At 61.1% G+C, this 12853-nt stretch carries 18 protein-coding genes; 9 read left to right on the forward strand and 9 right to left on the reverse strand.

The genetic code is table 11. The features are described from left to right. The first annotated feature begins 24 nt into the window (after positions 1–24). The 7 genes from FJ972_RS24335 to FJ972_RS24365 all read left to right on the forward strand — a co-directional run bounded on the left by FJ972_RS24335 (position 25) and on the right by FJ972_RS24365 (position 3792). Positions 25–690, forward strand: coding sequence for a dienelactone hydrolase family protein (locus FJ972_RS24335; RefSeq protein WP_140525116.1), 666 nt, complete (start codon positions 25–27; stop codon positions 688–690). Positions 691–770: 80 nt separating this feature from the next. After that, entirely contained in the window at positions 771–1229 is a 459-nt protein-coding gene (locus tag FJ972_RS24340) for a DUF1772 domain-containing protein (protein ID WP_140515222.1), read from the forward strand. Positions 1230–1349: 120 nt separating this feature from the next. Beyond that, positions 1350–1898, forward strand: coding sequence for a DUF6496 domain-containing protein (locus FJ972_RS24345; RefSeq protein WP_140525117.1), 549 nt, complete (start codon positions 1350–1352; stop codon positions 1896–1898). 232 nt (positions 1899–2130) lie between these two features. Further along, positions 2131–2649, forward strand: a complete 519-nt coding sequence (locus FJ972_RS24350; protein WP_140497458.1) for a ferritin-like domain-containing protein — start codon at positions 2131–2133, stop codon at positions 2647–2649. A gap of 154 nt (positions 2650–2803) precedes the next feature. Beyond that, complete coding sequence (locus FJ972_RS24355; protein ID WP_181167175.1) at positions 2804–2941, forward strand: hypothetical protein; 138 nt, start codon at positions 2804–2806, stop codon at positions 2939–2941. A gap of 134 nt (positions 2942–3075) precedes the next feature. Beyond that, positions 3076–3561 carry a YbhB/YbcL family Raf kinase inhibitor-like protein gene (locus FJ972_RS24360; RefSeq protein WP_140525118.1) on the forward strand — a complete coding sequence of 162 codons (486 nt, stop codon included), beginning with the start codon at positions 3076–3078 and terminating at the stop codon, positions 3559–3561. A gap of 69 nt (positions 3562–3630) precedes the next feature. Next, positions 3631–3792 carry a hypothetical protein gene (locus tag FJ972_RS24365; RefSeq protein ID WP_140497454.1) on the forward strand — a complete coding sequence of 54 codons (162 nt, stop codon included), beginning with the start codon at positions 3631–3633 and terminating at the stop codon, positions 3790–3792. A 138-nt stretch (positions 3793–3930) separates the two neighbouring features. Here the strand turns inward: FJ972_RS24365 and FJ972_RS24370 are convergent, their stop codons facing one another. Together FJ972_RS24370 and FJ972_RS24375 are read right to left on the reverse strand one after the other, a co-directional pair. Further along, on the reverse strand, positions 3931–4524 hold the full coding sequence (locus tag FJ972_RS24370) for a general stress protein (RefSeq protein ID WP_140497452.1): 594 nt from the start codon (positions 4522–4524) through the stop codon (positions 3931–3933). A gap of 21 nt (positions 4525–4545) precedes the next feature. After that, complete coding sequence (locus FJ972_RS24375) at positions 4546–5292, reverse strand: DUF4142 domain-containing protein (protein ID WP_140525119.1); 747 nt, start codon at positions 5290–5292, stop codon at positions 4546–4548. Between the two features lie 247 nt (positions 5293–5539). On the opposite strand from FJ972_RS24375, the gene FJ972_RS24380 reads away from it, so the two are divergent. After that, entirely contained in the window at positions 5540–5869 is a 330-nt protein-coding gene (locus FJ972_RS24380) for a hypothetical protein (RefSeq protein WP_140525120.1), read from the forward strand. 83 nt (positions 5870–5952) lie between these two features. On the opposite strand, the gene FJ972_RS24385 is transcribed toward FJ972_RS24380, so the two are convergent. From FJ972_RS24385 to FJ972_RS24415, 7 genes are all read right to left on the reverse strand, one after another. Beyond that, positions 5953–6306 (reverse strand): hypothetical protein, encoded by a 354-nt coding sequence (locus FJ972_RS24385; protein ID WP_226880401.1) that lies wholly within the window; start codon positions 6304–6306, stop codon positions 5953–5955. Further along, positions 6306–6665 carry a hypothetical protein gene (locus FJ972_RS24390; protein ID WP_140515218.1) on the reverse strand — a complete coding sequence of 120 codons (360 nt, stop codon included), beginning with the start codon at positions 6663–6665 and terminating at the stop codon, positions 6306–6308. Before FJ972_RS24390 ends, FJ972_RS24385 begins: the two co-directional genes overlap by 1 nt. Continuing rightward, a complete protein-coding gene (locus FJ972_RS24395) occupies positions 6665–7885 on the reverse strand; it encodes an Nramp family divalent metal transporter (RefSeq protein WP_140525122.1) in 1221 nt (406 codons plus the stop codon). The genes FJ972_RS24390 and FJ972_RS24395 overlap by 1 nt, the downstream gene beginning before the upstream one ends. Continuing rightward, the gene (locus tag FJ972_RS24400; protein WP_224647132.1) at positions 7882–8268 is read right to left on the reverse strand and encodes a hypothetical protein; all 387 of its coding nucleotides are present in this window, start codon (positions 8266–8268) and stop codon (positions 7882–7884) included. Before FJ972_RS24400 ends, FJ972_RS24395 begins: the two co-directional genes overlap by 4 nt. A 476-nt stretch (positions 8269–8744) precedes the next feature. Next, positions 8745–8981 (reverse strand): hypothetical protein, encoded by a 237-nt coding sequence (locus tag FJ972_RS24405; protein WP_140497440.1) that lies wholly within the window; start codon positions 8979–8981, stop codon positions 8745–8747. 137 nt (positions 8982–9118) lie between these two features. Continuing rightward, positions 9119–9721 (reverse strand): diguanylate cyclase, encoded by a 603-nt coding sequence (locus tag FJ972_RS24410; protein WP_140525123.1) that lies wholly within the window; start codon positions 9719–9721, stop codon positions 9119–9121. A gap of 34 nt (positions 9722–9755) precedes the next feature. Then, positions 9756–9974, reverse strand: a complete 219-nt coding sequence (locus tag FJ972_RS24415; RefSeq protein WP_140497436.1) for a hypothetical protein — start codon at positions 9972–9974, stop codon at positions 9756–9758. 178 nt (positions 9975–10152) lie between these two features. On the opposite strand from FJ972_RS24415, the gene FJ972_RS24420 reads away from it, so the two are divergent. Next, positions 10153–12486, forward strand: a complete 2334-nt coding sequence (locus tag FJ972_RS24420) for an FdhF/YdeP family oxidoreductase (protein ID WP_140525124.1) — start codon at positions 10153–10155, stop codon at positions 12484–12486. Positions 12487–12853: the final 367 nt, after the last annotated feature.

The following is a 12853-nucleotide window of genomic DNA, read 5'->3' on the forward strand; positions in this document are numbered from 1 at the left end:
GATCCAGTTGAGATGGAGATCGCCATGGTCTCAGTCCTGAAGACAAACGAGAAGGCCGTGCAGGTTCCCGCCGGCGGCGCAATGCTCGCGGGCAACCTGTCGCTGCCGCAGGAAGCCCGTGGGCTCGTCCTCTTCGCTCACGGCAGCGGCAGCAGCCGGCACAGCCCGCGCAACCGCTATGCGGCCGGACGGTTGAACGAGGCGGAACTCGCCACGTTGCTCATCGACCTGTTGACGACCGAAGAGGAGCGTATCGACCAGATTACCGCCGAGTTGCGGTTCGACATCCGCTTGCTCGCCGATCGACTGGTTCAGGTTACCGACTGGCTGCACATGTCCGAGGAAACGTCGGCGCTGCGCGTCGGTTATTTCGGCGCGAGCACAGGGGCTGCCGCGGCGCTGATAGCTGCGGCCGAACGTCCGGATCGGGCGGCCGCCGTCGTCTCGCGCGGCGGGCGTCCGGATCTTGCGGCACCTGCCCTGCCCCGCGTCCGGGCACCAACGCTGCTCGTGGTCGGCGGCGCAGACACGCAGGTGATTGCGCTCAACCGTTCGGCGTTCGCGGCGCTGCGGTGTGAAAAGGAGCTGGCCATCGTTCCGGCTGCGACGCACCTGTTCGAGGAGCCCGGCGCGCTGGAAGAAGTGGCGGACCTCGCGATCCAATGGTTCCTGCGCCAACTGCCCGCGTGACGCCGGCGCCAACGCCTCATCAGAGAGCCAGATCGATTGGGTCGTCGGCGCGTTAAAAATCATTCCGCGGAGAAGCTTCCATGACAGTCAGGGTTCTGCAATTTCTCGCCATTGTCATTTCGGCCCTCGCGCTCATCCCGGCAGGGGCCCATCTCGCAGCTCTCCCCAACAAGATATCTCTGCCGCAGCCGGAATATTTCACCGTCCAAGGCATCTATTACGGATGGGCGATCCTTGGATTGCTCTGGCCTGCCGCGCTGATCGTGAACGCATTGTTGGCGATCTCCGTGCGCTCACAGGCTTGGCCCTTTTGGCTCGCCCTGCTTGCGGCGCTGTGTTTCGCGATCATGCTCGCGATCTTCGTTGTCTGGACGCTCCCTGCCAACCAGGCGACGCAGAACTGGACGACAATTCCCGCAAACTGGGAAGCGCTCAGGCAGCAATGGGAATATTCTCATGCGGTAAATACCGCGATTGTATTTGCAGCACTCTGTCTCGCGACGCTGTCGGCGCTCTCGTGGCGTCCGGCCGATCTGTAGATTGTCGCCGGAGAAAGTCTCTTTTCCTCCGGATCATTCGCGCCATCGATGCGTTAGGTTTTCTGGAGGTCGCGACGTCGCACCGCCATCTGTCCCGCTGTATCCAACGAGGAGAAAGCGATGCCGGATAAGAAAACCATCGAGAAAGCGAAAAAAGACAAGCGCGAAGGTAAATCGCCCACCACGCAGGCCGGCGAATTCGTGCATGAGGAGATCGAGAAGGTCCGTCGCGGCAAGCACGGCGCGCGCTCGACCAAGCAGGCGATCGCCATCGGTCTTTCGGAGGCGCGCCGCGCAGGCGTCGACCTGCCTCCGCCCAAGAAACGAAGCGTCAAGGAGAGCACCCGCAAGAGCGCCGAATACGCCTATGAAGTTGGCCAGGGCGAACGTAAGCCAAAACGCAGCCCCAAGGTCTCGAAGGCCGTTTCCGAGGTTCTCGAGCACGAGCCGAAGAACACGGCATCCCATGAGGCGCTTTCAAGACAGACCAAGCAGGCGGCGTCGCGCCGGACGGCCGAGGAGCGCTCGGCCGCAGCCAAGAAAGCCTCGGCGACGAAGGGCACTGCAGGCCGGTCCGCCGCCGCACGCAAGGCGGTCCGCACCAAGGGTGCTGCCGGAAGAAAGAAAGCAGCGCAGAAGGCCGCCAGCACGCGTGCGGGCCGAACCTAGACTAGAAGGTCGAAAACCCGCTGCGCACTCTCTCCAGCCGGCTGGTGAGAGGTAGCTGGACCGCAGCCAGCGTCAAGCGATGCGCACTATGTCAGCTGGGACAGTGCGATCGTGTGAGATACGGCCGTCCTTGTCTTTGTCTCGATCCGGCGGGAACAACGGCCCGTGTTCAAGGTTATGGAAAGCTACACCGGTGGTGGAGCTTTCATGACAACCTTAGGGAGACGAAGACATGGCGACTGCGAAGAAGGCGGCGACGAAAGGGCTGGAAGCCCTGTTCCTCGACGGGCTGAAGGATATTTATTACGCCGAAAAGAAAATACTAAAGGCGCTGCCCAAGATGGCCAAGGGTGCCGAGTCCGAGGAGGTCGCGGCGGCGTTCGAGAAACATCGCGTGGAAACCGAAGGCCAGGTCGACCGCCTCGAACAGGTGTTCGACCTGATGGACAAGCCAGCCCGCGGCAAGACCTGTCCGGCAATCGACGGCATTCTCGAAGAGGGTTCGGAGATTCTCGACGACTATAAGGGCGACCCAGCATTGGATGCAGGACTGGTCGGAGCGGCACAGGCGGTCGAGCACTATGAAATCGCACGCTACGGCACGTTGATCGCGTGGGCTGAACAGCTTGGCAAGAGCGACGCGGTCAAGCTCCTCAACGAGACGCTCAAAGAGGAAGTGGCAACCGATGAAGCGCTTACAGGCTTAGGCGAAGGCGGGGTCAATGAGCGGGCTCTTGAGAAAGCCGCTTAGCCGCGGGGCAGCCCGGCGCTAAGCGCCCGGCAGCCTTCCTGTCCAGAGCGGGGTGCGTTCGAGTTGAACTGCGGGTCCTGCTCTGGATTTGGCTGCCGGGACCTCGACAAAACAGGTTGTTAAAATCATCGAACCTTACAGGAGGATCCGCGCAATGCCGGAAGACCTGTCTCGCGAGGAAGAGCAACGCGGTACCGGAAAGCTCATCACCTGGGGTGTCGTGATCGCCGCCGTGTTTTTTATTGGCCTCTTGGCCATATTCGTCCTCAAGCCGCTTATGACGGGATCTTAGAATCCTTTCGAGCCGCAGCGCGCTTGAGCCGCGCCGGAACGTGCTCGCAAGCAATTCGATGACCGCAACAATTCCGGCACGCTTTGCGACGCGGCGGTGATGCGATCGAATGTTCCTCGAAAGGAGTGCCAACCATGCCCCTGACGCTCAGCAGCCCCGCCTTTGCCGACGGCGGAGAGATCCCCGAAGCCTATACTCGTGACGGCAAGAACGTATCTCCGCCTCTGAAGTGGGCCGGGGTACCGGACGGCACAAAGAGCCTCGTCCTTGTCGTCCAGGATCCCGACGCGCCGAGCGGAATGTTCGGCCATTGGGGGGTGTTCAACATATCGCCGGAGGTGCAGGAGTTGCCCGAAGCGGAAAGCGGCAGACCGGGTCCACAGGCCCTCAGGCAAGCGCGGAACGATTTCGGTAACGCCTATTACGACGGCCCTGAACCGCCTGTGGGCCACGGTGTCCATCACTACCACTTCCGGCTGGCGGCGCTCGACACGCCGAACCTTGCTATCCCCGCAAGCACGGGCGTGGAGCGTATCTGGCAGGAGGCGCAAAAACATTTGCTGGAGCAGGCGGAACTCGTCGGAACCTACGAACGTGGCCGGCAATTGAAGGCAGATTGATCCAGGTGCCGTCGTCCACGCGCGGAACGGTTCTTCTCCTTGCCGGTTGTGAGGGAAAGGAGACCTCCCATGTTTGAAAGCGTCATGTGGTTGATCGTCGTCGCCGGCGGGCCATTGCTACTGCTCGTATTGCTGGCCTACGTCATTGTCACTCGACGTCGCCGCGGTCCCGCAGAACGCAGAGAAAGCGATCGAGCCACCGATCGGCTCTATCATCAGGACAAGGATTGATTGTAGCTACTGTGGCCCACAGCAAACTCGATCAGCGGTCCAAACATCCCTCGCACATGTCCCGAAGATCAAATTTCGGGCGAGGCACCCACGCCGGCCTGGCTGCAAAGTGCCCCGCCGCCCTGGCAGGCTTGTTCTTCAGGGCCGGTTTATTGCCCTGCCGCCGTCGCGCTCAGGGACATAGTCGCCCGCGTTGACGTCAAAGCCGGTCCAGCCATCCGCCTCGTAAGCCCTGCGGCGTTCCATCACGTCAACCGAGCTGGACTGACCCAGAATGTCCTCGGCTTCCGGAACAAGCCCATCGTCCACCTTGGCCGTCACCAGCGTACCGCCACGACGTACGCCCTCTGCATAGACATTTGCATCGTTTTCGGAAACGCCCGAATCCGTCAGAGCGCCAATGATACCGCCCGCCGCACCACCAGCCACCGCGCCGGCAACCGCCCCGGTGGCGGTAGCGGCAAGCCATCCGGCCGCAACCACAGGTCCGACGCCCGGAACGGCCATGACGCCCAACCCTGTCAGCAAACCGCCGGCGCCACCGACCACGGCCCCTATCCCTGCACCGCTCGCGGCATCTTCAGCGGCTTCGGAACGATCTCTCTCGTACCAGCCATCCGAGTTGTTGGCGATGATGCTGATATCGGAATGTGGCACTCCGGACGCTTCCAGTTCGCCGACCGCGTCGGCTGCGTCGTCATAGTTGTCGAACAGTGCAGTTACGGTTTTCATTTTGATATCTCCTGATCGGGCTCATTTGCTGTCGGCGACGACGTTGCCCTGATAGTCGAGCCCGACGGCGACACTTTGGCCTGACTTGGTCGCCTGGCCGCGCCAGATGCCTTGATCGTCCTTGGCAAGCTTCGACACATTGGAATAGCCGGCATCCTCGATGCGGCTCTTTGCCTGGGTCTCGGTGAAACTGTTTGCGCCGGGCACCAGGGCCGCGGCATTGGGCGTGTTCGTGGTTTTCACAGCGGGCGTTGTCGCTCCCGTGATGGAGTCCTGGCCGGCGGCGATCTTTTCGATCATCTGCCGATGCATCTTCAACGTATCGACCGTCTGCTGGGCGAACGTCTTGAGGGCCGCGTTGTCGCCGTCGCGGGCGTAGCTTTCAAACAGATTGACGGCATCGGCGTGCGCCTTGCGCTGCATGTCCACATAGGCCGGATCGATTGGCGGCTGTGCGTTCTGGAGCTTATCCAGATCGGCCTGATGCTGCGCATCGAGCGCCGTCGGCATCTTCAACTTCTGTTCGCCGGCAATCGTTTCCAGCTTGGCGTTGGCCGCGCCGTGGTCCCGGATCATCGTCTGCGCGAAATTCTTGATGCTTTGATCCTGGGCCTTGTCCTGGGCAATCTTGCTTGAGTCGACTTCGAACTTGCCGCCGACGGCGGCCTTGTCGACGAAATCCTGGGCGCTGTCGGCAGCAGCCAAAGCAGGCATTGCGATAAGCATGGAAGCAGCGGCGAGCGAGGCAAGAAGGTGTCGCGTTTTCATTGGCTTTGTCCTTGTCGATGCGCGAACTTACGATGCGCCCTAACAAGCCAGGATGGGCTTTGTTCCGGCGCCGTGCGATGCGCTGCAAGCGCCTTCGGACAGGCCCCACAGCCGGCCAGGAGACCTTCAACATCGGGACCGCGGCGCGGAACAAATCGGCGGCTGCGAGATTTGATTTTAAATGCGACCCATGAGCGTCAATCTGTCGACCGAGCGAACTTGCCGAATTGGGTTCCGAGGAGAGTTCATGGCCAAGATTTCAAATTCCACACCTGCCGCAGCCAGGGGAGAAGTTCAGGCCGGAGCCACACGGGACAAAACGCCCGGATTCGATCCTGCAGTTGCCCCGTTCGAGACCGACGCCGAGGCGGCGGACACGCAGAACCCGGTCACTGAAGCAGGTCCGCAGCGTTCTCTCCGGCCAAAATTCGAAAACGATGCCAGCTTCGCCAACGCGATGCGGCCGGTGGAGAACGAGCCCGAACTGCAGCCCCGCAGCAACTGGCCGCTAATGGTGATTGCGGCCGTCGTACTGATAGCGGCCGCGGTGTTCCTGGCAGCCAGCCTGCTGCGGTAAGGCGCATCATCCTGAGTGCAGACAGCATCAGATAACCCTTGGCTGAGTTCGAGCACTTTTCGCGCGGCCGTCCGCCTGGGTCGTCATCGATCCTGCCTCGCTCGTGGATGAAATTCGGGCGCGCCCTTCATGCCGGAAAGTTCCGTTGTCGAACACAGCAGCCTCGGCCGTGCAGGATCGGAGATGTCGAGCTTGTCCCAGGGAATACGGTACAGGCCGTCGCGACGGCGCAGCCGGAAGAAATCCAGCACCGCCGTACCGATGGTCGAGGCCGAGAGACGCTCGAAAGCGGCGTAGATACCGACATGGAATTCGGTAACGACGAAGTCGTCGCCGGCCGGTTCGGCTCGTATCTCCTCGATATAGCCGATGCTTTCGCCTTGCCGCGAGAGAACGCGTCGTCCGGCCAGATGTTCGAGGTTGACGGTGGACATCATCAAGCTCCCGGAATGCGTCCGATGACATGGTCGCGCAGCCAGTCCTGCCAGGCGAAGATCGAGGTTTCGCGCACATCGATATCGAACTGGATGTCGACGCCTATGTCCTGGACCTTCTTCCAGGCGATCCGGTGCGGCTTGCGATGGCGTTTGCCGCCCCACGCTGCCGCGAGCTGCGTCATCCAACGCCCTGGCCGTACGCCGAGGCGACGCGCCAAGGTGACGGAGCCGAGCTCGACCGCGATGATCCTCGGCGGCTTGCCCGGCCGCAACTCCGCCACCAGCCCGTCGATCTTGCCGATCTTGACCTGTTCGCGGTCGACGATCTGCTTGTCGAGGATGTCGCGCAGCAAATCCATCACGTGCCTCCGAATATCTGCAGGGGAATGGTCACCACGGCGAGCACGAAACCAAGCCCGATGATGAAGATCACCGCGGCATTCGAGACAATGCCGTTGCGGTGCTCGCCGACATAGCGCTTGTCGTTCAGCAGGAAAAGGAAAGGAATTACCGTCAGCGGCAGGCTGGCGGCGGTCAGCGCCATGGAAAAAATGGTGAGCTTCAGCGGATCGAGCCCAAGCATGATGGGGATGGCGGCCAGAAACAATGATACCGTGTAGACGGCACTGAAGCCAGGATCGTCGCGTGGCTTGAGGTTTTCGCCCCAGTTCCATCCAAACCCTTGCGCCACCAGATAAGCCTGTTGCAGCCCAACCTCGAGTGCGGCGCCGAAGCAAGCGATGGCGAGCGAGGCAACGAACAGGACGAACCCCCAGAAGCCGAATATCGGGATCAGCATCAACGGTAATTGATGATAGTCGTCGACCTGATCGATGCCGTGCGTTGCAAGCACGAGCGCGGCCACCATCAAGACGCCGATCGAAATGGTGCCGCCAAAGGCCATGCCCAGTCCGGCGATGGCCCGATTGGTTCCGAGATAGCTTCTGTCCCACTGGTCCTCGATCGCCCCCGAGGAATAGAACATGAACAGGTAAGGCGATATCGAAGCGCCAAGGATGCTGACCGCCATGAACCAGTAACTCGCCGCATCATGGGTCGGCAGTGTAGGCACCGCGCCGGACGCGACAGCTGTCCAATCGGGCTTCAGCATCATCGCTGCGACCACGAAGCACAGCGTCACGAGGCCGAGTATCGACACGCCTTTCTCGATCAGCCCGAACGTGCCTTTCCACAGCAACAGCCATGCCATCAAAGCCACGGGTAAAGCCCACCATTGAAAGCCAATGCCGGTGGCAAGTTCGAGCGCGATGGCAACACCACCGATCTCGGCGGACAGCACCATGAAATTGACCAGCAGGGCGGCAAGCAATGGCCATAGCGAAACGTTGAAGCCAAATCGTTCCCGGATCCCGTCAGAGATCGTGTGATGGCTCACGGCGGCAAACCGGCCGGCCATCTCGACCAGAAAAATGATGCAGATGGTGCCGAGAACCACCGCCCAGATCAGCTGAAACCCGAAGGTCGCACCTGCCTGGGCTGCCGTCGCCATCGATCCGACTTCCAGGAAGCCGCCAACACTGGTGACGATGCCCAGCGATATTTCCAGGAGCTTCTTCATGGCTTCGGCGCGAAATATCTGAAGTAAGCGGCGGCCAGGGAGCGCGTGGCCGTCCGAATATCTTCCTGAGCCTCCTGCACTTGCGGGCGGCGGTCCGCTTGCACTCCCGCCTGGGCGCGGTTCACCGCGATCGACAGGTCCTTGACCGCCTCCGCCAACGCAGCCTGCTCGGCAGGTTCAGCCGTAGTGGCCGATCGGATCTTCGCGTCGATATCGGCCAGTGTCGTGCCGGCCGATTGCAGCGTGCCCGAAGCATATTTGGAAGGGGCAGCTCCCGCCGCCCAGGCATCAAGCGTCATTGATACGGTCTGCGCCGTCGAGGCGGCAGTTCGGGATTGCTGTTCGATCTGGTCCGAGGACGAGCACGCGGTCGACATGGCCATGAGCAACAGCAGGCATGCGCTGTTGCGGCCAAGGCGACGGCCGCTAAGAATTAGATCCGGCGTTGGACCCGCCACACGAATGACCTCCCCCACCAACGAAAACCATGTTCGGCGTAAGTTTTGATCTAGCGCGCCCGCCCTCCCCGTCAACCGAGGCCACGATCGAGCCCAGCACGGAGTGCAAGTCTGTCGGCCGCGGCAGGTGCCAAGCGGCAGCGACGGGGACCAGCTCGAGCGGAACAAAGGATCGGCAATCGGATTAACGAGGAGTCGGGCGGTTCGACTTCCATCCTGATCGCCGCGCCGCCCGAACGATCGACTGGCAGGGAAGGACCCCTCGATGCCCCGTCTCATTGCCTGGATAGCCATCGTGGTGATTGTGCTTGTCGCGGCTTGGATATGGTTCGGGCGCGATACATCGGGCAGCGGGGGCGGCAGCCAGCCGGCGCCTCACGCGATAGACCAGAACGGGTAGTTCAGTCTGGATGATCCTGCTCGGCGGCGCTCCGGGTGCGCTCGGCTTTGTACTCGTGGATCAGGCCCAGAATCTGAGCCTTGACCGTCTCGCGCGCCTCAGGTTGGACGAAAGGCATCAGCCGTTCGACAATTTCGCCGACCGTCTGCGGGAGATCCGCGGCGGAATCGGTGAGCTGGCTGCCATGTTCGTAGACATTGTCCGTCAATTTCTTGTCGAGGTCGGATAGAAATCCCATCGTCGCACTCCCCATCGCTGCCATGCCCGCTCTCTCAATGGCTCGCCCGACAGAAATGTTCCGCACAACGATCCTGGCATTGCAGACCGGCTGGATTCCGATGCCAGTGGCCGGAGGAGTGTCGCTGCGCGATCACGTCAACGCAATGTCGTCTGGCCCGGATCCCCTCGCCTGGCCTTCGACGGGATCAGTTTCCCGGCATTGGCCCGCAATCCCCTGACGAGCTCTTCCAGATAGGGAAGCAGTTCGAAAATCAGGATCACGGCCATCACGCAGGCAATGTAGGTCACCGGCAGCTGCTCCGATTTCCAGACAAGTTCGAAGCGCGCGGTTTCCGTCCCCGCCCCGAACAAGGCGAGGAACTGTCCCCAGTGGAGGGAAATGACGCTGACCAGCCCCATCAGCGGGATCATCTCCAGGAAGCTGTGAACGTGCTGCTCGATCGGCGTGACGGTGCGGGCGGTGGTGGCGTAGCTGACGTCCCACATCGCTGTCGCCTCGTGGACGAAGAAGGTGACGATCATGATGAGAATGATGAGAGCATTCACGTCAAGAAACATGGCGGCCAGCAAAGGTATTCCGACCTCGGCGAACATCAGAAGGTGGATCAACGACTCCTTGGCGCCTGTCGTCGATTCGATGTGAGAGGCGCGATGGCAGATCCAGTCGGCAAATCCGGCGGCCAACCAGACCGGCAGCAGGAAATACATCAAGATCAGCACGGTAGGATCTGACAGCATGACATCCTTTCGCGCGGGATCCCGTTCGAGGTCGCTACTGCTGCCCCGGCATTTCGGTGTTTTCCTGGGGATTTTTCCGGACACCCGCGGCTGGCGAAGTATCCGTCGGCGCGTTACCGCCCCGGTTCTGTTCAGGCGCCCGCTTCAGTGGCGAGGTATGCCAGCCCATGTCGGCATAGAGAAATCCTATGAGGAAGCCGATGATGATGATGGCGGCTATCACGAGCGAAAGCACTGCATTGCGTCGCACCATTGCCAGGCTCCCTTCCCAAGCCGAACAGCCGATCACGAAAATAGTTCCACGACCGGCCGCGATCACTCCTCGGTCGCGTCGGCTTCGACCCGCAAGATTCGACCCCAACTCTGCACGGAGCCGCGGGAACAATCGGTGACGGGCGAGGTTCGGTATCGGTTCTTCAAGGACGATCTCGATGAAACCTGCCGTAACCGACCGTATTGAAACAAAAAAATACAACCATCCCACAGGCGGATGGGGATCCCTGAGGTCATTGGTCCGCAAGGCATACGGCGAAGGCCTGCTGATGTCGGGCATATGGAGCACGCTGCTCAAGCAGAACAAAGCCGATGGCTACATGTGCGTTTCCTGTTCATGGGCCAAGCCGGCCGATCCGCGGCCCTTCGAGTTCTGCGAAAATGGCGCGAAGGCGACCATGTGGGATCAGACGAAGCTGCGTTGCGGCCCCGATTTCTTCGCACGACATACGGTCACCGAACTGCTCGACTGGCCGGATCGTGACCTCGAAAAACAGGGCAGGCTTACGGATCCCCTGCGCTACAATGCCGTAACCGACCGCTATGAACCGGTTTCCTGGGATGACGCGTTCCTCGAGATCGGGATGGAGCTTCGGCGGCTCGATCCGAAATCGGTCGTCTTCTACACATCCGGCCGGGCCTCGTTGGAGGCTTCGTTCATGTATCAGCTCTTTGCGCGTATCTATGGCTCATCGAACCTGCCCGATTCTTCCAACATGTGCCACGAATCGACCTCGGTCGGGCTGCCCGAATCGATCGGCTCGCCGGTTGGAACCGTGCAGCTCGAGGACTTCTCCCAGTGCGACATGATGTTCTTTTTTGGCCACAACACCGGGGTGACGGCGCCGCGGCTGCTGCATCCGCTGCAAGAGGCTCGTCAACGCGGGGTGCCGGTGTTCACCTTCAATCCCTTGCCGGAAAGGGGGCTGAAGCGCTTCAAGAATCCGCAAGATCCCCTTGAGATGCTGTCGCCGGGGCCCGGCACGAAGATGTCCAGCGACTTCTTCCAGGTCCGCAGCGGCGGCGATATCGCCGCCATGACCGGCATCGCCAAGGCGGTGCTGGCGCTCGACGACGCGGCACGGGAACACGGGAATCCGCGCGTCCTCGACGTCGATTTCATTGCCGAGCACACGGATGGTTTTGCCGAATTCGAGGCTTACCTGCGGGCAGCCAGGTGGGACGAAGTCGTCAGGCGCTCGGGAATAGCGCAGGCGGATCTCGAACATGTTGCCGAGGTCTACAGCCGCTCCAATGCGGTGATCGGCAATTACGGCATGGGTTTGACACAGCACCGGCACGGTACCGAGAACGTGCAGATGCTATGCAACCTGCTGCTCATGCGCGGCAACATGGGAAAGCCCGGCGCCGGCATTTCACCGCTGCGTGGCCATTCCAATGTCCAGGGCCAGCGCACTGTCGGCATATCCGAAAAGCCCGAGCTCGTCCCGCTCGACAAGTTCGCCCGGTTCTATGATTTCGAGCCGCCACGCGAGAAGGGTCTCGACACGGTCGAGGCCTGCGAGGGCGTCATCGCCGGCTCGGTGAACGGCTTCATCGGACTCGGCGGCAATTTCGTTCGCGCCGTTCCCGAAACCGGCCTGATCGAGAAAGCATGGCGTCGGCTTGGGCTGCATGTCGAAGTCGCCACCAAGCTCAACCGCAGCCATCTCCTGCCAGGGGCGGTGACCTATCTGCTGCCCTGCCTGTCGCGGCTGGAAAGGGACCATCAGGCGAGCGGTGACCAGACCGTTTCAATGGAGGACTCCACCGCCTGTATCCACGGCTCCTTCGGTTCGCGTCCGCCGGCTTCACCGCATCTGCTTTCCGAACCGAAGATCGTGGCGGAACTGGCCAAGGCCACCGTATCGGGGGTGAGTTCGATCCCGTGGGATAAATGGGTCGCCGATTATTCCCTTATCCGCGATGAGATCGAGCGTTGTTACCCGCAGCATTTTCGTGAGTTCAACAAGCGGTTCCTGACGCCGGGAGGCTTTCACCGCGATATCAAGGCCTCGAAACGGGTCTGGGAGACGCCGAACAAGAAAGCCAATTTCAAGCTGCCGACGACGCTTGAAACAGACCCGGACATCGATGTTTCGGGTCACAATGTGCTGACGCTGATAACGGTGCGCTCCAATGACCAGTTCAATACCACCGTCTATGGGTACAATGACAGACTGCGCGGCATACACGGCACACGCATGGTCCTGTTGATGAACGAGGCCGACATTCAGCGGTTCGGATTGAGCGCCGGGCAGGAAATCGATCTGGAAACCCATGCCGATGATGGCGTGGAGCGGCGGGTTCGAGGTTTGCGCATCACCCCCTACTCCGTGCCCGAAGGCAACTGCGCCGGTTATTATCCGGAACTCAATCCCCTGGTTCCTCTGTGGCACCGGGCCAAGAAGGCTCACGTCCCCGCCGTCAAATCGGTACCCGTCAGAATTGTTGCCAGGGAACCCAGAACGAGAAGCTCGGCGCGCCACTAAAGCAATCCAGGAAAAGTGTGTACGGCTTTCCGGGGAAAAGCGCGGTGCGCTTTCCCTTAGGAATTGCGCAAAAACAACAACACAGAGTGGTTAGCCGTTTCCGCAGACGATGAACTGCTCTATGGCGGTCCCAGTCTGGTGGGCTAGGCCGGTAGCTAGCCGCCAGCCGGCTTAGGGGATGCCGGCTGGGCCGGTTGGGTGCCTTGCTGATCTCCGCCGGTGGTGGTTTGTGGGGTGGGGTTCGTGTCGGTTGTGGGGTTTTTGTCGACCGGCTGACTGTTCGTATCCGCTTTGGATTTGTCGGGATCGGGATTGTTGCACCCGGCCAGACAGACCAGTGCCAGCATCAGCAACACGGCTCTCATAT

It is taken from the genome of Mesorhizobium sp. B2-1-1, from assembly GCF_006442975.2.
In the GTDB taxonomy this organism is placed as follows: Bacteria; Pseudomonadota; Alphaproteobacteria; order Rhizobiales; family Rhizobiaceae; genus Mesorhizobium.